The organism is Intrasporangium sp., assembly GCF_035280925.1.
Taxonomy (GTDB): domain Bacteria; phylum Actinomycetota; class Actinomycetes; order Actinomycetales; family Dermatophilaceae; genus Intrasporangium.
Window position 1 is genome coordinate 24,201 of sequence record NZ_DATEEY010000206.1, and the last position, 21,456, is coordinate 45,656.

General features: G+C 70.8%; 16 protein-coding genes. 5 read left to right on the forward strand and 11 right to left on the reverse strand.

Going from position 1 to position 21,456, the window contains the following annotated elements; translation table 11 throughout:
* Positions 1 to 52: 52 nt before the first annotated feature.
* The 3 genes from VJN29_RS18390 to VJN29_RS18400 all read right to left on the reverse strand — a co-directional run bounded on the left by VJN29_RS18390 (position 53) and on the right by VJN29_RS18400 (position 3,747).
* Entirely contained in the window at positions 53 to 1,333 is a 1,281-nt protein-coding gene (locus tag VJN29_RS18390) for an acyl-CoA dehydrogenase family protein (RefSeq protein ID WP_324145090.1), read from the reverse strand.
* Positions 1,330 to 2,679, reverse strand: coding sequence for an acyl-CoA dehydrogenase family protein (locus VJN29_RS18395; RefSeq protein WP_324145091.1), 1,350 nt, complete (start codon positions 2,677 to 2,679; stop codon positions 1,330 to 1,332). Before VJN29_RS18395 ends, VJN29_RS18390 begins: the two co-directional genes overlap by 4 nt.
* Positions 2,680 to 2,763: 84 nt before the next feature.
* On the reverse strand, positions 2,764 to 3,747 hold the full coding sequence (locus VJN29_RS18400; protein ID WP_324145092.1) for a methionine synthase: 984 nt from the start codon (positions 3,745 to 3,747) through the stop codon (positions 2,764 to 2,766).
* Between the two features lie 136 nt (positions 3,748 to 3,883).
* Between VJN29_RS18400 and VJN29_RS18405 the strand changes: the two genes are divergently transcribed.
* Positions 3,884 to 4,777 (forward strand): GNAT family N-acetyltransferase, encoded by an 894-nt coding sequence (locus VJN29_RS18405; protein ID WP_324145093.1) that lies wholly within the window; start codon positions 3,884 to 3,886, stop codon positions 4,775 to 4,777.
* Between the two features lie 6 nt (positions 4,778 to 4,783).
* On the opposite strand, the gene mnmA is transcribed toward VJN29_RS18405, so the two are convergent.
* Positions 4,784 to 5,890, reverse strand: coding sequence for a tRNA 2-thiouridine(34) synthase MnmA (gene mnmA, locus VJN29_RS18410; RefSeq protein WP_324145094.1), 1,107 nt, complete (start codon positions 5,888 to 5,890; stop codon positions 4,784 to 4,786).
* Complete coding sequence (locus VJN29_RS18415) at positions 5,887 to 7,074, reverse strand: cysteine desulfurase family protein (protein WP_324145095.1); 1,188 nt, start codon at positions 7,072 to 7,074, stop codon at positions 5,887 to 5,889. The genes mnmA and VJN29_RS18415 overlap by 4 nt, the downstream gene beginning before the upstream one ends.
* 160 nt (positions 7,075 to 7,234) lie before the next feature.
* Here VJN29_RS18415 and VJN29_RS18420 point away from each other — a divergent pair, with 160 nt between their 5' ends.
* Complete coding sequence (locus VJN29_RS18420; protein WP_324145096.1) at positions 7,235 to 9,382, forward strand: acyltransferase family protein; 2,148 nt, start codon at positions 7,235 to 7,237, stop codon at positions 9,380 to 9,382.
* A gap of 60 nt (positions 9,383 to 9,442) precedes the next feature.
* Positions 9,443 to 9,901, forward strand: coding sequence for a hypothetical protein (locus tag VJN29_RS18425; RefSeq protein WP_324145097.1), 459 nt, complete (start codon positions 9,443 to 9,445; stop codon positions 9,899 to 9,901).
* 115 nt (positions 9,902 to 10,016) lie between these two features.
* On the opposite strand, the gene VJN29_RS18430 is transcribed toward VJN29_RS18425, so the two are convergent.
* The 5 genes from VJN29_RS18430 to VJN29_RS18450 all read right to left on the reverse strand — a co-directional run bounded on the left by VJN29_RS18430 (position 10,017) and on the right by VJN29_RS18450 (position 13,793).
* On the reverse strand, positions 10,017 to 10,976 hold the full coding sequence (locus tag VJN29_RS18430) for an electron transfer flavoprotein subunit alpha/FixB family protein (protein WP_324145098.1): 960 nt from the start codon (positions 10,974 to 10,976) through the stop codon (positions 10,017 to 10,019).
* Positions 10,977 to 11,008: 32 nt separating this feature from the next.
* Positions 11,009 to 11,809 (reverse strand): electron transfer flavoprotein subunit beta/FixA family protein, encoded by an 801-nt coding sequence (locus tag VJN29_RS18435; RefSeq protein WP_324145099.1) that lies wholly within the window; start codon positions 11,807 to 11,809, stop codon positions 11,009 to 11,011.
* A gap of 364 nt (positions 11,810 to 12,173) precedes the next feature.
* The gene (locus VJN29_RS18440) at positions 12,174 to 12,500 is read right to left on the reverse strand and encodes a hypothetical protein (protein WP_324145100.1); all 327 of its coding nucleotides are present in this window, start codon (positions 12,498 to 12,500) and stop codon (positions 12,174 to 12,176) included.
* Between the two features lie 7 nt (positions 12,501 to 12,507).
* Complete coding sequence (locus VJN29_RS18445; RefSeq protein ID WP_324145101.1) at positions 12,508 to 13,281, reverse strand: enoyl-CoA hydratase/isomerase family protein; 774 nt, start codon at positions 13,279 to 13,281, stop codon at positions 12,508 to 12,510.
* Positions 13,281 to 13,793 carry a T3SS (YopN, CesT) and YbjN peptide-binding chaperone 1 gene (locus tag VJN29_RS18450; protein ID WP_324145102.1) on the reverse strand — a complete coding sequence of 171 codons (513 nt, stop codon included), beginning with the start codon at positions 13,791 to 13,793 and terminating at the stop codon, positions 13,281 to 13,283. The genes VJN29_RS18445 and VJN29_RS18450 overlap by 1 nt, the downstream gene beginning before the upstream one ends.
* A gap of 203 nt (positions 13,794 to 13,996) precedes the next feature.
* Between VJN29_RS18450 and glgX the strand changes: the two genes are divergently transcribed.
* On the forward strand, positions 13,997 to 16,141 hold the full coding sequence (glgX, locus tag VJN29_RS18455; RefSeq protein WP_324145103.1) for a glycogen debranching protein GlgX: 2,145 nt from the start codon (positions 13,997 to 13,999) through the stop codon (positions 16,139 to 16,141).
* Positions 16,142 to 16,219: 78 nt separating this feature from the next.
* Here the strand turns inward: glgX and glgP are convergent, their stop codons facing one another.
* Entirely contained in the window at positions 16,220 to 18,808 is a 2,589-nt protein-coding gene (gene glgP / locus VJN29_RS18460) for an alpha-glucan family phosphorylase (protein ID WP_324145104.1), read from the reverse strand.
* A gap of 455 nt (positions 18,809 to 19,263) precedes the next feature.
* Between glgP and VJN29_RS18465 the strand changes: the two genes are divergently transcribed.
* Positions 19,264 to 21,456, forward strand: a complete 2,193-nt coding sequence (locus VJN29_RS18465) for an alpha-1,4-glucan--maltose-1-phosphate maltosyltransferase (RefSeq protein WP_414654422.1) — start codon at positions 19,264 to 19,266, stop codon at positions 21,454 to 21,456.

Consider the following 21,456-nt stretch of genomic DNA (forward strand, 5'->3'; position numbering starts at 1 on the left):
CGCACACGATAACGACGACCACCGACACGCTCCCGTGAGGTTCGTTTCGACGCTACCTCAGCTGTGCGGACGTGAGACCGAGCAGTCGTCGGGCGACGACGAGCAGCTGGATCTGCTGGGTGCCCTCGAAGATGTCGAGGATCTTCGCGTCCCTGGCCCACTTCTCGAGCAGCTCGGTCTCGGCGTAACCGGTCGGCCCGGCCAGCTCGACACACGCGAGGGCGACGTCGACGCAGCTGCGACCCGCCTTGGCCTTGGCCATCGAGGCCTCCATCGAGTTGGGACGACCGTTGTCCGCCATCCAGGCGGCACGCAGGGTGAGCAGGTAGGCGGACTCGTGCTCCGCCTCGAGCGCGGCGAGCCGGGCCGCAGCAGCGCTCTGGCCCAGCGGGGGGCGGTCCCAGTCCACGCTGATGCCCCTCTGGGCCAGCAGACCCGTCGTCGTGTCGAGGCAGGCGCGGGACAGGCCGACCGCCATGGCCGCGACGAGGGGTCGGGTGTTGTCGAAGGTGGCCATCGCGCCGCCGAAGCCGGCCTGGCTGACGCCCTCGGTGCCGATCTCGGGGTCGATCTCTGGGTTGATCTCGGAGTCGCCGAGCAGGTCGTCCGCGGGGACCCGGCAGTTCTCGAGATGGAAGGCGGCCGTGTCCGAGGCCCGGATGCCCAGCTTGTGCTCGAGCCGGACGAGCTCGAGCCCGGGGTTGGTCCGCTCCACGACGAAGGACTTGATGGCCCGCTTGCCGAGGCTGCGGTCCAGGGTCGCCCAGACGACGACGAGCTCGGCCCGCTCACCACCGGTGACGAAGATCTTCTCGCCGTTGAGGACGTATGCGTCACCGTCCCGGACCGCAGTGGTGCGGATTGCGCCGGAGTCCGAGCCGGCATCCGGCTCGGTGATCGCCATCGCCGCCCAGCGCCTGCCGTAGCGCGCCTTCTGCTCCTCGGTGGCGACGGCGGCGATCGCGGCGTTGCCCAGGCCCTGCCTCGGGATGGAGAGCGCGAGCCCGACGTCGCCGCGGCAGGTCTCCATGACGGACAGCACCGAGGAGAGGTTGGCACCGTTACGGTTCTTCCTGCCTCGCGGTGCCTCGCGGCCCGACCCGACGCCGGCGGACCCGTCCTTCGTGCGGGTGGCGCCCGCCACACCTGCGCCTCGTCCTGCACCTGAGTCGGTGAGGCCGTCGATGACCGCGGAGACGAGGTCGAGCTCGACCGGGTAGGCGTGCTCCGCGCGGTCGTACTTGCGCGAGATCGGCCGCATCACCTCGTCCGCCAACCTGCGCGCCCTGGCCAGCAGCGGGATGAACTTCCGGGGCACCTCGAGATCGATCATGTCAGCAGCACCCCCTCGAGGACGCCCGCGCCACGCAGGTCGCGGTACCACCGCTCGTTGTCGAACTCCTTGACGAAGCCGTGGCCGCCGAGCAGTTGGACGGCATGCGAGCCGATCTGCGCCGCATGCCTGGCCGTCAGGTGGCGGGCGTGGGCGACGAGGCGCGCGGCGTCCTTGCCCTGGTCCAGCTGGGACGCGGCGCGCCAGACGACGAGGCGCAGCCCCGCGAGCTCGATGGCGATGTCGGCGACGGTGAACGCCACGGCCTGCCGGTGCGCGATCGGCTCCCCGAAGGCCTCACGGGTCGTCACGTACGGAATGAGCTGGTCGAGGACGGCCTGGGCAGTCCCGCAGGCGGCGGCGGACCAGGCCAGCCGGGCACGCCGCACCGCGTCGAGGTGGTCCTCGCTCGTGCCGAGCAGGTTGGCGGCAGGTACGACGGCGTCGTCGAGAGCGATCCTGCCGGTGCACGCGGCACGGATGCCCATGGCGGGGTCGTCGGCGACGGTGATCCCTCGCGTGCCCGCTTCGACGAGGACCAGGCGGGGCGCGCCGTCGACGAGCGCGGAGATGATGAGCAGGTCCGCGTCGGCCGCGCCGACGACGAGGGACTTGGCGCCGTTGATGACGAGGTCGCTCCCACGGATGGCCGCGGTGGTGGTGGGCGACAGCGGGTCGAAGAGCGGTCCCTGCTCCATGAGGGCCAGTGACGCCCGGGCCGGGACGCTCTCGCTCGTGAAGGCCGGCAGGTAGGTGGCCTGCTGCGTGCTCGAGCCGTAGTTCGCGAGCGCCGTCGCAACGGCGGCCGGAGCCAGGAGAGCCGTCGCGATCCCCAGGTCTCCGCGGGCCAGCTCCTCGAGCACGAGCGCGGCGGTGACGGCCGATCGCTCCTCGGCGATGCCGCCGAGCTCGCTCGGGACGCCGAGGAGGGTCAGGCCGAGCTCGGCGGCCGCACGACGGACGGCCCCGGGGACCGAGCGCTCGGCATCGGCCCTCGCCGCAGCCGGCCGGATCACGTCGTCGGCCAGCCCCGCCGCCGCCGAGCGGATCAGGTCCTGGTCATCCGAGGGGGTCAGGTCGAACTCGCGTCGGGCCGGGGCCACTGCTGTGCGGGCCGGGTCCCCACGGCCGGCCCGCGAGGGGAAAGATCGCCTCGAGGCCGCCTCCATGGCCTCGATGGCCTCGATCGTCCCGAACGCACTCCGGCTGCCCCGGTAGAGCAAGCTCTCGACGGTCCGGCGGACGTCGGGGTTGCCCAGCATGGGCAGCGAGCCGACCTTGGTGATCAGGCGCAGCCCGATCCGCTGTCCCCGGTCGCCGAGGCTCAGATGGGTGGGGGCGGCCATGGCCGCTATCTTACCCCGGGTAGGTTCGCTCCCGGGGTGCGGTGAACGCGCCGAAGGGACCGCAGGGACGGCGGCCTGACCACCTCACCCCGCCTGGGCGCGCTCGGTCAGCTCGCGCGCGGCGTCGACCGCGGCGCGCTGGATGCCGAGCGCCACGTGTGGCGGCGCCCCGGCCAAGCCACACGCCGGAGTGACGACGACGTCGGAGAGCGAGCTCAGCGGCATACCGACTCGTCGCCAGGCGTCAGTGATGCGGTCCGCCACCTCGACCGCCCGGGTCACCGACCCATCCGTCGGCACCGCGCCCGCGTACAGGCCGATGCCGTCCTCGACGGCGACGGCCACACCCTCCCAGCCGCGCGGACGCAGCTGCGCGATATCGAGGGACACCGCCGCCGGGCGCGCCGAGCGGAGGAGCGGCAGGGGTGGATCGGCGCTGCAGCAGTGGATGACGGTGTCCCCGTCGTGCGCCGCGAGCACCGCGATCAGTCCCGCGGCGGCCACCTCCGGGTCGAGCGAGGGCAGCCGTCCGTACCCGGACGCAGTGGGCAGCCGACCTGACAGGACTGTCGGCAGTGACGGCTCGTCGACCTGGAGCACGACGTGCGCGCCTGGGACGAGCCGTCGCACGGTCGCCACGTGGGCCCGCACGCCCTCCGCGAGCGAGTCGACGAGATCTCGGCAGGCCCCCTCGTCGACGACCACCCGTTCGCCACGGGGCAGCCACACCGAGGCCGCGAGGGTCCAGGGCCCGACGACCTGGAGCTTGAACGCGCCGACGTGTCCCTCGAAGGCCTCGGCCAGCTCGTCGAGATCCTCACGCAGCAGTGCTGCGGTCCGCTGCGCATCGCGACCCGGTCGGTCGACGAGGCGCCAGCCGGTCGGTTGGAGGTCCACCGGAAGCTCGACGAGCAGACCGGTGGTGCGTCCAATCATGTCTGCCCCCGGGCCACGGGCCGGCAGCTCGGGCAGGTAGGGCAGGTGACCGTCGAGGATCTCGCGCACCTGGGCCAGCGTGTCTCGCATCGATGTTCCCGGCCACGAGCCGATCCCGGTTGCCGAAGTCACGGCCCAACCCTAGGCCCGCACTCGAACCCGCAGCACACCCGGCCATCAGCGGCAGGCTTCGTGGAGCCGGCTCGACCACACGGCATGCGGGTGCGTGGCCGGAGCTCCTGGGGCGGCAGTGGCTAGGGTTTGCGGCGTGCCGACCACGCGGAGCGACTTCTCCGGGCCGCGGGACCTGCGTGAGATGCAGGCGATGTGCTCGCGGGTCTGGTCCCCGACGGCGCGGTTCCATCCCGGCCAGCTCGCCTGGAACCGGTACTCGCAGCCCCTCGACCGCGACGGCATGGGGCGCGACGAGGCGATCTCGCTGTGGCGGATTGGCGATGAGGTGGTCGGCTTCGGCTGGGCCGAGAGCCCCGACTGGCTGGAGCTCCAGGTCGACCCTGACCATCCGCAGGTGGCCGGCGACGTCGTCGACTGGTTCGAGGACTGGAGCGACGCGCCGCAGCAGTCCGCGGTGGCGATGGCGGGTGACGGCGTCGAACCGGTGCTCCGGGAGGCGGGATTCCGGCCCGAGCCAGACGGCTGGCACTTCAGCCACCACCTGCTCGACCTCCGCGAGCTGCCACCCGTGCACCGTGTTGCTGGGTACGTGCTTCGCCCCGTCGAGCAGGACGAGGCAGCGCTCCGCGCGGCCGTCCACCGGGCCGCGTGGTCAGGGCTCGGACCGTCCCGGGTCACGACCGGGGCCTACGCGCAGGTGATGCACGCCTGGCCGTATCGCAGCGCCCTCGACTGGGTGGCGTGCGATGACCAGCGGCAGCTGGTCGCCTCCGCCCTCGTCTGGCTCGACGAGGCGACCGGCGTTGCGCTCGTCGAGCCGGTCGGCTGCGCTCCCGCCCATCGCGGCAGGGGCCTCGCCGGCGCGGTCACGCTGGCCGCGCTGCACCGCTCGCGAGAGCTCGGGGCGCACACCGCACAGGTGAGCCCACGCGGCGACGACGACTACCCGGGACCGAGACGCCTCTACCAGGCGATCGGCTTCCGACCCGTCGCACGGACCGTGACGTGGACCAGGTCCCTGCCCTGAGGCGGGTCAGTGTGCCTCGACGCGCTCGAGTCGGGATGCCGCGATGGTCGCCGACCCGACGACGCGCGTCCCCTCGTAGAGAACCACCGACTGGCCGGGTGCCACGCCCCGGGTCCGCTCGTCGAGACGCACCTCGACGCGGTCGCCGTGCGCCCAGGCTGTGGCCGGGAACTCCTCGCCATGGGCGCGGAGCTGGACCCCGACCCGGATCAGGCCGTCCGGCGCCGGACCGCACCAGCGCGCGTGGTCACCGGTGATGGCGTTGATGCCGAGCAGGTCGGCGGTTCCGACGACCACCTGGTTGCGCTCCGGCCGGACCTCGACGACGTATCGTGGCTCGCCGTGCGGGGCCGGGCGGCTCAGCCGCAGGCCCTTGCGCTGGCCGACCGTGTAGGCGAACGCGCCGGTGTGACGGCCCAGGACGGACCCGTCGGCGTCGACGATGTCGCCCGGCTCCTTCCCGAGGGCCCGGCCGAGCCACGCCCTGGTGTCGCCATCGGGAATGAAGCAGACGTCGTGGCTGTCCGGCTTGTTGGCGACGTAGAAACCGCGCTCGGCCGCCTCCTCGCGGATCCGCGGCTTCGTCGTGTCCCCGAGCGGGAAGAAGGCCCGGGCCAGCTGCACCTCGTCGAGGACGCCGAGGACGTAGCTCTGGTCCTTGGCCGCGTCGACCGCGCGGTGCAGCTCGCGGCGCATTCCCCCGGCGCCGTCGGGTACCTCGACGATCCGCGCGTAGTGACCGGTGGCCACGGCGTCGAAGCCGAGCGCCACCGCCTTGTCGAGCAGCGCGGCGAACTTGATCTTCTCGTTGCAGCGCAGGCACGGGTTGGGCGTCCGGCCCCGGGCGTACTCCGAGGTGAAGTCCTCGATGACGTCGCGCTTGAAGCGCTCCGCCATGTCCCACACGTAGAACGGGATGCCGAGCACGTCGGCCACCCGTCGGGCGTCTCCCGCGTCCTCGATGGTGCAGCACCCCCGCGCCGACTCCCGCAACGTCGCCGCGCTCTGGGACAGGGCCAGGTGCACCCCGACGACGTCATGCCCCGCGTCGAGCATGCGCGCCGCCGCGACGGCGGAGTCGACGCCTCCGCTCATGGCCGCGACCACCCTCATGCCGTCACCTGCCTCGCTCGGCGAGCACGCTCGATGGCGGACGGCAGCGCCTCGATGACCTCGTCGACGTCGGCCTCCGTGGACGTGTGGCCGAGCGACAGGCGAAGGGCGCCGCGGGCGTCCTGCTCGCTGGTCCCCATGGCGAGGAGCACGTGGCTCGGCTGGGGGACGCCGGCCTGGCAGGCCGACCCCGTGGAGCACGAGACACCGGCCGCGTCAAGCAGGTACAGCAGCGAGTCGCCGTCGCACCCATCGATGAGCAGGTGAGCGTTGCCCGGCAGCCGACGGTGGTGGTCGCCCGGTCGCCAGTAGCCGCCGGGCCGGATGCCGAGCCCCAGGGCGGTGGCCCGCTCGAGCAACCGGTCCCGCAGGGCGGTGATCCGCGTCATCTCGGAGTCGAGGGACTCGGTGGCGGCGACGACGGCAGCCGCGAAGCCACGGATCGCCGGGGTGTCGAACGTGCCGGACCTCAGCTGGCGCTCCTGCCCGCCGCCGTGCGACAGCGGCATGAGGCGGATGTCCCTCCGGGCCACGAGCGCGCCGACCCCGATGGGCCCACCGAGCTTGTGCGCCGTCAGGGACAGCAGGTCCGCGCCGCTCGCGGCGAAGTCGACCGGCACGTGCCCCACCGCCTGGACGGCATCGGTGTGGAACGGCACGTCGAACTCGTGCGCGAGGGCGGCGGTGGAGCCGACCTCCTGGATCGTGCCGACCTCGTTGTTGGCCCACATGACCGAGACGAGAGCGACCGAGCCGGGATCCTGCTCGATCGCCCGGCGCACGGCGTCCGGCTCGATGAAGCCGTCGCTCGTCGGCTCGACCCACGTCACCTTGGCGCCGTCATGCCGGACGAGGTGCTCCACGGTGTCGAGTACCGCATGGTGCTCCAGGGCGCTGACGACGAGACGGGTGCGCGCCGGATCAGCGTCACGGCGCGACCAGTACGTGCCCTTGACCGCAAGGTTGTCCGACTCGGTGCCACCTGAGGTGAAGACCACCTCGGACGGGCGCGCGCCGATCGCCTTGGCGATCTTCTCCCTCGACTCCTCGACCACCCGGCGCGCCGCACGCCCGGTCCGGTGGAGTGAAGACGCGTTGCCGACGATGGCCAGCTGCTCCGTCATCGCCTCCAGAGCAGCAGGAACCATCGGCGTGGTCGCTGCGTGGTCGAGGTAGGCAGTCACCCACCGATTCTAGGGCCGGAACCGCTCGTCGCCGTCACACGGCCAGCCTGGCCACCCGGGGTGTGCCGACCCGCTCGCAGAGATGCGAGCAGCCGGGTGGACGTGTGACGATCGAACGTCGCCACCGTCAGCTGCCCAGCCACGAGGAATCCCACGCAGCATGAGCTCACCCAGCCAGCCGTCCCGCTCCCCGCTCCGAGGAGACATCGAGGGCCTGCGGTCCGTCGCCGTGCTGTTCGTCCTGGTGTACCACCTCGGCGTCGACCGGCTGTCGGGAGGCTTCGCGGGCGTGGACGTGTTCTTCGTCATCTCGGGCTTCCTCATCACCTCGGGACTGCTCAGCGAGGCCGAGCGCTCGGGGACCGTATCGCTGGTGCGGTTCTACGCCCGTCGAGCCCGCCGCCTGCTTCCAGCGGCCACCATCGTGCTCGTCGTCACGGCGCTCGTGGGCTGGTGGGTCCTCCCGGGTTCCGCTTGGCAGAGCCTGTCCGAGGACGTCATGGCGGCAGCGCTCTACGTCGTCAACTGGGCGCTCGCCCTCCGCTCCGTGGACTACCTGGCCGAGGATGCCGCAGCGTCGCCGGTGCAGCACTACTGGTCGCTCTCGGTGGAGGAGCAGTTCTACGTCGTCATCCCCATCATGATCATCGGGCTGGCCTGGCTGTCCCGACGGTTCGGGTGGGGCGTCCGTCGGACCGTCACCGTCGGCATGGGGGCGGTCGTCGTCACATCGCTGGCCGTCTCCATGGCGCACACCGCGTCCGCGCCCGAGACTGCCTACTTCTTCTCCACGACCCGCGCGTGGGAGCTCGGCCTCGGCTCACTGCTGGCGTGCGCTGTGCCGCTGCTGCGCCGCCTGACGAGGGGAACCGCCTCGGGGCTGGCTGCCGCCGGTCTGCTCCTCGTCGCCGCGTCCGGCGTGGTCGTCTCGAGGACGACGCCGTGGCCGGGATGGGCCGCGCTGCTCCCGACCCTCGGGGCGGCGGCTGTCATCGCGGCAGGGGTCGCGCACTCGAGCACCGCGGCCGGGCGTCTGCTCGCGTTGCGGCCGCTCGTCCTCCTCGGCGGGCTCTCCTACTCGATCTACCTCTGGCACTGGCCCCTCATCGCCCTCGCCGGGGAGGTCACCGAGCTGACGGCCTGGCACAAGGTCGGCCTCGCCGTGGCATCGATTGGGCTGGCCTGGCTCTCGAAGCACCTCGTCGAGGACCCCATCCGGTTCGGGTCGATCTTCGCCGGCCGCCCCAGGCCGACCCTCGCCATGGGCGCCGCCGGCATGGCGCTGTCACTGGCCGCGGCTGGGGTGGTCTGGACCCAGGTCCCACGCCTGACCGACACGCCGACCGATGCTCCCGGGGCGCTCGCGCTGGCCCACCGGCAGCCGTCTTCCGCGAGCTCCTCACCGGACCCAGCCCAGAGCTCGTCTCCCCGCTCTCACGACGGCGCCACGCCGACGCCGACCCGCGCCACCACGGCCCTCGCCCCGGAGTTCACCCGCTCAGGTCCGATCCATCCCAGTCCAGCCGCGGCGCCGGATGACATCCCCGGGTACTACGACGACGACTGCCAGACAGCAGAGGGCGACGCGACGCCCAGGCTCGACTGCGTCTACGGCGACAAGGACGGGGACGTCACCGTGGCCCTCACCGGTGACTCGAAGGCCGGGCAGTGGTTCGACGCCTTGGAAGCCATCGCCGATGCCCACGGGTGGCGTCTCGAGCTCTATCTCAAGAGCGCCTGCGCCCTCAACCCGTCCGAGCGCGCGCCCGACTGTCGCACCTACAACGACCGCGTCATGAGGCACCTGACGTCGGAGCAGGGCCGGGTCGACTACGTGGTGACGTCGGCGCTGCTCGGCGGAGCGAACGCGGCCGAAGGCGACGCCGCGGCTGCGGGCTATGACTCCTACTGGGATCGGCTCGAGCGTGTCGGCACCACGGTGGTCGCCATCAGCGACACCCCCCGCCCGGGCGGCGAGGAGCGTCGCTACGAATGCGTGGAGCGTCACCCGGACGACTACTTGGAGTGCGCCTTCCCGGCGAACGACGGCGGTGGCTCCCAGGCGTTGCGTCGGGCGGCCGGCCTCGGGGCGTCCCGCACCTGGCTCGACCTCAATCCGTGGGTCTGCCCGCGGACCCCGGACGGCAAGTGCCCCGCCGTCGTCGGCGAGATCCTCGTCTACCGGCAGGGCACCCACATCACCCGGACCTACGTCGAGTCCATGTCCCCCATCGTCGAGGAAAGGCTGGTGGAGACCGGCATCCTCGACCGTCCGTCCCCCCGCCTACCCACCCCCGCCCGGCGCTGAGGGCGCTGAGGGCGCTGGACGGCGCTGACGGCGCTGACGGCGCTGCCTATGATCGGCCGCATGAGGCATGGCCCCCGCACCCTCAGGGCGCCGGCCGGCCATCGGGTCGTCGCGGCGCTGGCGAGTCCCGTGGTCGGGTACTTCGTCGCCCGCCTCATCCTCGAGCTCGTCGACCTGTCCGAGGTCCCGGTCTACGCGGTGTGCCTGAGCGTGGCGGCCGCCCTCGGCTTCCGTGCCTGGACCGCGCGCATCGACCTGAGGAACAACGAAGCCATGCGCGTGCACAACACCCTTGTTTCCCAGTCGATCTCGAGAGACGACGTCCACCGCATCACGGAGCGGGGCCGTATCGAGTGGCGCAGGAGCGGGAACCGGGCGGCGCGATCGCTCTCCGAGACACTGCGTTCGCCGTGGTGGGCCTTCGGGACCGCGGCCACCACGTACGCGCGGAACCGCGAGGAGGTGCGCAGCTGGGTGCGCACTGCGGGGAGGCGACCAGACGGCCAGCCCGCTGCCTGAGCGCAAGCCAGCCCAGCGGCATACGGCATCGTCGTGCGTCGGCGAGCGTCAGCCGACGCACGAGGGCCCCCGACCACGAGTGATCGGAGGTCCTCTGCGGCGCGGAATCCGAGCCTCAGCCCTTGGCGGCCTTGATCGCCTCGGTCGCCTGCGGCAGCACCTGGAACAGGTCACCGACGACGCCGAAGTCGACGAGCTCGAAGATCGGCGCCTCGTTGTCCTTGTTGACGGCCACGATCGTCTTGGACGTCTGCATGCCGGCACGGTGCTGGATCGCACCCGAGATGCCCGCGGCGACGTAGAGCTGCGGACTGACCTGCTTGCCCGTCTGGCCCACCTGCGAGGTGTGTGGGTACCACCCCGCGTCGACGGCCGCACGCGAGGCGCCCACCGCCGCGCCGAGCGAGTCGGCGAACGCCTCCACCGGCGAGAAGTCGCCGCTTGTGCCGCGGCCACCGGAGACGACGATCGCCGCCTCGGTCAGCTCGGGACGGCCGGTCGCCTGCTTCTCCTTGGACTCGGTGATCCGGGCGCTCTTGGCCACGTCGGAGGGCGTGAAGTCGACGACCTCGTCAGCCGCGGCCGCCGGGGCCTCCTCGGGGGCAGCGGAGTTCGGCTTCACGGCCACGATGGGCGTGCCCTTGGTCACGGTCGCCTCGACCGTGTAGGAGCCGGCGAACACGGACTGGGTCGTGGCGACGCCGCCGCCCGCGCCGGGCTGCACGTCGACCGCGTCGGTGATCAGGCCCGACTCGGTCTTGACCGCGAGCCGCGCCGCGATCTCCTTGCCCTCGGTGTTGGCCGGGACGAGCACCGCAGCCGGCGACGCGGAGCCGACCAGCTGTGCGAGCACCTCGGCCTGCGGGACGACCAGGTGCTCGAGCACCTCGGGGGACTCGACGCGGTAGACCTTGGCGGCGCCGTACTTGGCCAGCGTCTCCTTGGCGGCGTCGAAGCCGGAGCCGATGAACACGGCCGACGGCTCGCCCAGGCGGCGCGCGATCGTCAGCAGCTCGGACGTGGTCTTGCGGACCTTGCCGTCGACGTGGTCGACGAGCACGAGAACTTCAGCCATTGCGATGTCTCTCCTTCTAACGGCTGCTGCGATCAGATGAACTTGCGCTCGGCGAGGAAGGCCGCGAGCTTCTGGCCGCCGTCACCCTCGTCGGTGACGATGGTCCCCTGCGTGCGCGGCGGGCGAGCGGCGAAGGACTCGACCTTGGTCCACGCGGCGTCGAGGCCGACCTGCGACGCGTCGACGCCCAGGTCCGCGAGGCCCCACGTCTCGACCGGCTTCTTCTTCGCGGCCATGATCCCCTTGAAGGAGGGGTAGCGCGGCTCGTTGATCTGGTCGGTGACCGACACGAGGGCCGGGAGGCTCGCCTCGATCGTCTGGGTCGAGACGTCGCCGTCGCGGCGGATCGTGACGGATCCTCCGGCGCCGCCCTCGACGGTGAGCTCCGAGGCGTAGGTCACGGCGGGCAGGCCGAGCCGCTCGGCGAGCATCGTGGGGACGACGCCCATCGTGCCGTCGGTCGAGGCCATGCCGGTGATGACGAGGTCGGGTTGACCGTCGGCGGACAGCTTCTTGATCGCCTCGGCGAGCACGAGGGAGGTGGCCGGGGCGTCGGAGCCGTGAACGGCGTCGTCCTTGATGTGCACGCCCTTGTGAGCGCCCATCTGGAGGGCCTTCTTGATGGCGTCCGCTGCCTGGTCGGGGCCGACCGTCACGACGGTGACCTCACCCTCGCCGGCCTCGACCAGCTTCAGTGCTGCCTCGACGGCGTACTCGTCGAGCTCGGACAGCAGGCCGTCGACATTCGCGCGGTCGGTCGTGTTGTCAGATGCGTTGAACGTGCGGTCCGCCTGGGCGTCCGGCACGTACTTGACACAGACGACGATGTTCATGGGTGAACGTCCTCTTCCGTAGCTGGTGTTGCGGGGTTCCCTGAGACCGGAGGTCCACCCCGGCACTGCCGTCCATCTTGTCACTGAGCGCCCGCATACCCACCACCCCTCCGGGGTGACGCTCACCACCCGTGGGCTGGCTCACGTCAATGCACCATGCCGTATGCCGCTGAGCCGGCCGACCTCGCCCGGCGCGCTCCCAGCCCTCCCGCCTCGACAACGTCGTCGGGGCGAACCGGTCAGCTGAGGAGGCCGTCGCCCGCCGGCGCTCACGCGTGACCCCGCCGCTGATCGAGTGAACAAGATCTGTGGGAGCCGGCCCAGCGGCATACCCCGAAAGCTGTCCACTCGATCGAGTTTGGGGTCAGGTGTCGGGGTTCGCCGACTCGATGACGTGGAAGGCCGGCTCCTCGTAGGGATGCGTCTCCCGCAGCGCGGCCACGACCTCGCCACGCACCTGTCGCGGGAACGTCACCTCCACACGGTGCTCGGGCAGTCGTTCGAGATCCCCGACCGCACCGATGGTCGGGCGCGCGGCCGAACCAGGACGGAACTGACCGGTCCCCTCGACGAACCACGCGCACTCCGTGTAGTCGCCGATCGTCCCGGCTCCCGCAGCGAACACCGCCGCGAGGACGTCCTCGGTCGACTCGACAGGAGAGTAGAAGACGAGGACGTCCACACCTGTCACGTGCCGCTCACTTGCCCTCGAACTGCGCCTCGGCCCGCTCGACGAACGCGGCCATGCCGATCTCGCGGTCGCGTGTGCCGAACAGACCGGCGAAGAGCATCCGCTCGACCTCCAGACCGGTCTCGAGGTCGACCTCCAGCCCCCGGTCGACGGCTTCCTTCGCGGCCCGGATCGCATAGGTCGGGCCGCTGACGTACTGCCGGGCCCACTCCTGCGCCGCCGAGTACACGTCGGCGGCGGGGACAACCCGGTCGGCGAGGCCGATGGCGAGGGACTCCTGCGCGTCGAGGTGGCGGCCGCTGAAGATGATCTCCTTGGCCTTGGCGGGGCCGACCAGACGCGCAAGCCGCTGCGTGCCGCCCCCTCCGGGAATGATGCCAAGGTTGATCTCCGGCTGGCCGAGCTTCGCGTCATCAGCGACGACGCGGAAGTCGCAGGCCAGGGCGAGCTCGCACCCGCCGCCGAGCGCATACCCGGTGATGGCGGCGATCACCGGCTTGGGGATCCGGGCGACGGCGGTGATGGACGTCTGGAGCGGACCGGAGCGGTCGACCATGTCCGTGTAGGACATCCTCTGCATCTCCTTGATGTCCGCCCCCGCGGCGAAGACCTTCTCACCACCCCACACGATGACCGCCCTGACGTCCGCGCGGTCGGTCGCCTCGAGGGCCGCGGCGCGGATCTCCTCCTGGACCTGGACGTTGAGGGCGTTCATCTTGGGTCGGTCGAGCCGGATCGTGCCGATGCCGTCCTCGACCTCGAGCCGCACGAACTCCCCCATCACTGGCCTCCCTGCGTCGCGTCGCCAGCACCCGGCTGCGCCTGGTCATCGGCAGGGAGCCAGGACTGGAAGAAGAACTGAACGGCTTGGAGGATGTGGTTGATCGACAGGGGCGTGAGCAGCTTGAGGTCGGCCCACTCCGGCACGACGTGCTCCGCCGAGACGACGAGGCTCTCCTGCACGAGGCACATCTTGACGACGTTGAGCTGGAGCGTCATGTCGTTGCACCGGGCGAGGCGCTCGTTGCGGTCCGGGGACACCGGCTCCTGAAGCTGCCACTGACCGAAGAAGCGGACGAGGGGGATCTCCCCCTCTGCGACCCGAGCGAAAAGCGTCTGCTCGTTGACGACGAACTCGAGGTCGCCGTCGTTGTCGACCTTGGCCTGCAACCCCAGTTCCGCGAGCACGGCGACGATGCGGTCGCGCACGGGAGCGTCGCTCTTCGCGGCGCCGTTCGGGGGGCCCGCAGGTGCGTGCGGCTGGAAGTTGGGCAGGGAAGTCGGATCGGTCATGGCCCCACCGTAACGAGCGAGGCAGGTGCCAGTCACATGCACGCGTCAGACGAAAGTCCTCTTCTGTCGAGTGTGCACTTCGTGCCGCCTCGTCCCCGTCAGTCGTCCGTGCCGTGCCGGCACGGTCTGCACACTCGACCGAGGGGCCGTATGCCGCTGGGCTCGGTCCCAGCGTCCCCTCCCCCGCGCTCTAGGCTGAGGCCGTGCCGTCTCCTCCCCCAGGATCTCCCGATGTCCCGCCGGAGCACGGGGTCCACCTCACTGCGGAGGGGGCGGTGTTCTCCGTCCATGCCTTGAACGCCACCGCGGTGCAGGTCTGCCTCTTCGACCGGGACGCACAGGGCCGCGAGTCCGAGCGGCGCGTCCCCCTGCTGGAGCGCGCGCACGGCACCTGGTTCGGCACCGTGCCGGGAGTCCGCGCCGGCCAGCGCTACGGCTTCCGCGCCGACGGACCCTGGGAGCCAGGGCGCGCGCAGCGCTACAACCCCAGCAAGCTCGTGCTCGACCCGTACGCCCGGGCCCTCGACGGAGACGTCACGCTCGACTCGGCTCTCTTCGCCCACCACGTCGGTCCCGACCTCACCGGCGACCTGACCGTGATCGACGGACGTGACTCAGCGGCATACCTTCCGCGCTCCGTCATCGTGGACGACACCTTCGACTGGGGGGCGGATGAGCCGCCTCGGCGGTCACTGACTGAGTCGGTGGTCTACGAGGTCCACGTCAAGAACGCGACTGCGCTCCACCCCCACATTCCCGAGCACCTCCGCGGCACCTATGCCGGTCTGGCGCATCCGGCCTTCGTGGAGCACCTCCAGAGCCTGGGCGTCACCGCGGTCGAGCTGCTGCCGATCCACTCCTTCACCCACGAGCCCGAGCTCGTCGCGCAGGGCCTGAGCAACCACTGGGGCTACAACACCCTCGGCTTCTTCGCGCCGCATGCAGGCTATGCGGCGGCCGACGACCCGCAGGGCGTGGTCGACGAGTTCAAGGGCATGGTCAAGCTGCTCCACGCGGCCGGTATCGAGGTGATCCTCGACGTCGTCTACAACCACACTGCGGAGCAGGCCCAGGACCGCATGACCCTGTCCTGGCGGGGACTCGACTCACGTGCCTACTACCGGCTCGATGCGCGGGGGCAGGACATCGACGTCACCGGGTGCGGCAACACGCTCGACCTGTCGCACCCCATCGTCGCCGGGATGGTGCTCGACTCGCTGCGCTACTGGGTGCAGCAGTGCCACGTCGACGGGTTCCGCTTCGACCTCGCGGTTGCCCTCGCGCGCGGGCGGGACGAGGCGTATGACCCGACTCACCCGTTCCTGGTGGCCTTACGGACCGACCCGGTCCTGTCGCGCGTCAAGCTGATCGCCGAGCCATGGGACCTCGGGCTGCACGGCTGGCGGACGGGCCAGTTCCCGCCACCCGTGTCCGAGTGGAACGACCGCTTCCGCGACGCCGTGCGGACGTTCTGGCTCCCCGACCTGGCGGCGTCCACGGCCGGCGAGACCGGCCATGGCGTGCGCGACCTCGCCACCAGGATCGCCGGCTCGCAGGACCTCTTCGGCAGCCTCGACCGCGGGACCATCGCGTCGATCAACTTCGTCACGTCCCATGACGGCTTCACCCTGGCCGACCTGACGGCCCACGACCGCAAGCACAACGAGGCGAACGGCCAGGGCGGACTGGACGGCTCGGACGACAACCGGTCCTGGAACCACGGCGTCGAGGGGCCGACCGACAACGGGTCGGTCAACGCGACACGACGACGCTCGATGCGCAACCTCATGGGCACCCTCCTGCTGTCGACCGGCGTGCCCATGATCAACGGCGGTGACGAGTTCGGCCGGAGCCAGCAGGGCAACAACAACCCGTACTGCCAGGACAACGAGATTTCTTGGTACTCATGGGAACTCGAGCAGTGGCAGGAGGACCTCCTCGAAACGGTGCGTCACCTCGTCGCGCTGCGACGGGACCATCCGGTCCTGCGGCAACGTCAGTTCTTCTCCGGCCGCCGGGTGCACGCCGACGGCTCGACCGACCTCGCCTGGTACGGCGGCGACGGCGAGGAGATGGGCAGGCGGTGGGACGGTCCCGCCGTCGACGCGCTCCAGGCGCTGCTCAACGGCGCCTGGCAAGGGCACCGCTCGGTCCTGCTCCAGGTCAACGGGAGCGCGTGGGCGGCGGAGGTCACGCTGCCCACAGCACCCGGCTCAGCGGCATACGACCTGTTGTGGGACAGCGCGCGGGAGCGCCCGGCTCCCCCCGGACCCACCGTGCCTGCGGGCGCGGACGTGACGATGTCGCCGTCCTCCATGCGTCTGTGGAGCGCCCACGACCCCACGTAGCAGTCGAGTGTGCAGACAGTGCCAAGGTCGTCCCGACTGTCAGCAGGAACGTCACTTACTGCACACCCGACACAACGGTCAGGCGTTGCGGGCCAGCCCGAGCTCGGCGGGCGACGCGAGCGCCGCGTGTTTCGGTACGATCCGGATGTTGTAGCCGAATGATCCGGTGCGCGTGAGGCCCTGCTCTCCGGCGAACTGGTAGGTCCCGTTGTCGTAGCCCTCGACGAGCTCCAGGGGCGCCGCGATGACCTCGCGCAGGTCGTCGGTGTCCGAGACCCGCCCGTGCACGAGCTGCACCTCGACGTCCTCCGGCGTCAGACCACCGAGGTCGACGAAGGCGCTGACGTGGAGGGTGTCGTCGATCTGCGGGGAGTCGGACAACCCGGACGGCTCGACATGGTCGACGCGGACCTTGGGCCAGGCGGACCGGACCCGGGCCTTGAAGGTGGCCAGCTCACGAGCGCCCTTGAAGTCGGGGCCGTTCAGGGCGCGTCCGGCGCCAGCTGCCGGGCCGTAGAGCTGCTCGGTGTAGTCCTCCAGCATCCGGCTCGCCAGGACCTTGGGCCCGAGGGTCTCCAGCGTGTGCGTGATCATCGCGATCCAGCTGCGCGGGATGCCCGCCTCGTCGCGGTCGTAGAAGGTCGCCGCCACGTTGTGCTCGATGAGCTCGTAGAGCGCCGCGGCCTCGAGGTCGTCGCGTCGGTCCGGGTCCTCGACGCCGTCGGCCGTCGGGATGGCCCAGCCGTTCTGCCCGTCGAACCACTCGTCCCACCAGCCGTCGAGGATGGACAGGTTGAGCCCGCCGTTGAGCGCCGCCTTCATCCCGGACGTGCCGCACGCCTCGAACGGACGCAGCGGGTTGTTGAGCCAGACGTCGCAACCCGGGTAGAGCCCCTGCGCCATCGCGATGTCGTAGTTCGGGAGGAAGACGACCCGGTGCCGGATCTCGGGGTCATCCGCGAACCGCACCATCTCCTGGATGAGCCGCTTGCCGGTCTCGTCCGCCGGGTGTGACTTGCCCGCGATGACGAGCTGGATCGGCCGCTGCGGGTGCAACAGCAGGCGCTTGAGTCGCTCCTTGTCGCTGAGCATCAGGGTGAGCCGCTTGTAGGTCGGCACGCGCCGGGCGAAGCCGATCGTCAGCACGTCGGGGTCGAGCACGTCGTCGACCCAGCCGAGCTCGGCAGGTGCAGCGCCACGCTTGAGCCACGACGAGCGGACCCTCCGGCGGACCTCCTGCACCAGCGCGGCGCGCATGTCGCCCTTGACCTGCCAGATGGCCTCCGCCGGCACGCTCGAGACCCGCTCCCAGGCGTTCGCACCCGCGACATCGGCCGTGCCGAGGTGGGCGCGCGCCGCGTCGTAGACCTTCCGGTCGACCCAGGTCGGTGCATGGACCCCGTTGGTGATGCTGGTGATCGGCACCTCCTCCTCGTCGAAACCCGGCCACAGGCCCTCGAACATCTCCCGGCTCACGTGCCCGTGCAGCTGGGAGACTCCGTTGGCGCGTTGGGCGAGGCGCAGCCCCATGACCGCCATGTTGAAGATCCCCGGCTGACCGCCCTCGTAGTCCTCCGCGCCCAGCGCGAGCAGCCGCTCGACGGGCACGCCCGGCAGGCCGTTGGGCCCGCCGAAGAAGAGCTCGATCTTGTGGGCGTCGAAGCGGTCGATGCCTGCGGGGACCGGCGTGTGCGTCGTGAAGACGGTCGCGGAGCGCACCGCCTCGATGGCCTCGTCGAACGTGAGTCCGTGGTCATGGACGAGCTCGGCGATCCGCTCCACGCCGAGGAAGCCGGCGTGGCCCTCGTTGGTGTGGTAGACCTCCGGCGCCGGCGCGCCGGTCAGGCGCGACCAGATACGCAGCGCCCGGACGCCGCCGATGCCGAGAAGCAGCTCCTGCTCGAGGCGGGTGTCCCCGCCGCCGCCGTACAGCGACTCGGTCACCTTGCGCGTCTGCTCGTCGTTGCCCGGGACGTCCGAGTCGAGCAGCAGGAGCGGCACCCGGCCGACCTGGGCGCGCCAGATGCGGGCGTGCAGGACCCGCCCGGCGGGCAGGTTGATCGACACGACGGCGGGGCTGCCGTCGTCCTCTCGGACGAGGGAGAGCGGCAGGCCGTCGGGGTCGAGCACCGGGTAGGACTCGAGCTGCCAGCCATCAGCAGACAGGGACTGCTTGAAGTAGCCGGTCTGGTAGAACAGGCCGACGCCCACGATCGGCACACCGAGGTCGGACGCGGTCTTCAGGTGGTCGCCGGCGAGGATGCCGAGACCACCGGAGTACTGCGGGAGGACGGACGTGATGCCGAACTCCGGACTGAAGTAGGCGATCGCCTTCGGAGCAGCACGACCGGCGGCCTCCTGCTCGCGACTCCAGGCCTGGTACCAGCGCTCGTTCGTCAGGTATGAGTGCAGATCCTCGTTCGCGGCGACGACGCGCCCGACGAACTCATCGTTCGCCGCCAGGGCAGCGAGCTGCTCGGCCGAGAGACGGGAGAGGAGACGGACCGGGTCCTCCTTCGTGTCGGCCCATTCCTTGGGGTCGATGCTGGCGAACAGGTCCCGGGTCTCCGGGTGCCACGACCAGCGGAGATTGCTGGCGAGCACGCCGAGGCCCTCGATGCGGCCGGGCAGGACAGTGCGGACGCTGAAGCGACGGATAGCCTTCACGAGGGGACAGCATACGGCTGGTCGCGGCAAGATCTTGCAACCGTTTCAGCGGTCTTGCACAACACCTCAGGGCCGTATGCCGCTGGGCCGGCTTCGCGTCGAATGTGGGCTGGGTGCCCAGCCCAAGCTTTCAGTCGAGTGTGCAGTCCGCGCCCGGCACCGTCCCAGACGAGTGTGCGAGCCGGTACGGGCCACGTCCTTGGCGTGGTCGGAAGTCACCTGCACGGGCGCGGACTGCACACTCGACTCGGACTGCGCGGGCGCGGAGTGCACACTCGCTCGGACTGCGCGGGCACGGAGTGCACACTCGCTCGGACTGCACGGGCACGGACTGCACACTCGACGAGGGGCGAGCCCAGCGGCATACGGCCAAGGCGGGATCGGACGGGCCCGGCGCTGAAGTCCGCGGGCGAAGCAGAGGGTGCGAACCGACGCACATTCGATACGGTCGATCCGTGACTGGCTCCTCCCCGACATCTCGTCCGAACCAGCCCGCCAAACCGCCCCTCAGGCGGAGCACGAGAGCGACCGTCGAGCCCACGGCGACACCGGTTGCCGAGGTCGGCCTGACCGACGACACCGAGGCGGGGGCCACCCACCTGGCCCCCGCCAGCCCGGCCAGCACGGCACCGACCGTCGAGGGCATGGCGGGCGGCGCGAGCCCGATCGGGCGCATTCCGGTCATGGACGTGCGACCGATCGTCGACTGCGGTCAGCGCCCGGCCAAGTCCGTCGTCGGTGAGGACTTCGTCATCCGGGCGAAGGTGTTCCGGGAGGGACACGACGCGGTCAATGCGCAGGCGGTGCTCAGGGACCCGGACGGCCAGGACCACTACTTCGCCATGCACTGCGACAACCTCGGCCTGTCCGAGTGGAGTGCCACGGTGCGCGCCGACCGGACGGGCTGGTGGACGTACCGCGTCGAGGGCTGGTCAGACCCCTATGCCACGTGGGTCCACGACGCCGAGATCAAGATCGGCGCGGGTGTCGACGAGGAGCTCATGTGCGCCGAAGGCGTCCGTGTCCTCGAGCGCTTCGCCGAGTCGGTCCGTGGCATGGGTGTCGACGCGAGCGAGATCGACAAGGGGATCGCGGCGCTCCGCGACCGGGACCGCCATGCCGCCCACCGCCTCGGGGCGGCCACCTCCCCCGAGATCAGGGGGCTGGCCTCGTGGATGCCCCTGCGCGAGTACGTCTCGCCCACGCAGCCGTACTCCCTCCTCGTGGAGCGCGAGCGCGCCCTCTACGGCGCCTGGTACGAGATCTTTCCGCGGTCGGAAGGGGCTCATCGGGACCCGGAGACGGGTGAGTGGACGTCAGGGACGTTCCGAAGTGCGGCGAGGCGGCTCCCCGCGATCGCCGACCTCGGCTTCGACGTCGTCTACCTGACCCCGATCCACCCGATCGGCACGACGGCGCGCAAGGGACGGAACAACACGCTGTCCCCGGAGCCCGGCGATCCCGGGTCGCCCTATGCCATCGGGTCGGCCGACGGCGGCCACGATGCCATTCACCCTGACCTCGGAACGTTCGAGGACTTCGACTTCTTCGTCGCGGAGGCCGGGCGCCACGGCCTCGAGGTCGCACTCGACCTCGCGCTGCAGGCCTCGCCCGACCATCCGTGGGTGCAGTCCCATCCGGAGCTGTTCACGACCCGGGCGGACGGCACCATCGCCTACGCCGAGAACCCGCCGAAGAAGTACCAGGACATCTACCCGCTCAACTTCGACAACGACCCGGCGAGCGCCTACGCGGAGGTCCGGCGGGTCATCCAGGTCTGGCTCGACCACGGCATCCGCATCTTCCGGGTGGACAATCCCCACACGAAGCCGGTTCCCTTCTGGCAGTGGCTCATCGCCGATGTCGCCAAGGACCACCCGGAGACGATCTGGCTCTCCGAGGCGTTCACCAAGCCGGCCATGATGCACGCCCTCGCCAAGGCCGGGTTCCAGCAGAGCTACACGTACTTCGCATGGCGCAACGAGGCCTGGGAGCTCGAGGAGTACGGCCGCGAGCTCTCCGGGGACGCCGCGGCCTACATGCGCCCGTCCTTCTGGCCGACGACCCACGACATCCTCACGCCCTACATGCAGTACGGCGGCCCGACCGCGTGGAAGCTGCGTGCTGCGCTCGCGGCGACGATGGTCCCCACGTACGGCATCTACGCCGGCTACGAGCTCATGGAGCACGTCGCCCGGCCGGGCGCCGAGGAGCAGCTCGACAACGAGAAGTACGAGTACAAGGACCGGCAGTGGTACCTCCACGAGTCCGGTGGTCCGCTCGAGGGCCGGTCGCTGGCGTGGTACCTCAAGCGGCTCAACGAGATCCGCGGCTGGCACCCGGCGCTGCGTTGGCTGCGCAACCTTCGCTTCCATCGCGCGGACGACGACAGCTTCCTGGTCTACTCCAAGACGAGGTTGGTCGACGGACACCGTGACACGGTTCTCGTCGTCGCGAACCTGGATCCCCACGCGACCCGCGAGACCTGGGTGCACCTCGACATGGAGGCCCTGGGGCTTGCCACGTGGTCGACGTTCGACGTGCACGACCACGTCCTGAACCAGACCTGGACCTGGCGACGGGACAACTACGTGCGACTCGGACCCGACACGGAGCCGGTCCACATCTTCAGCGTGAGGGGCCACTGA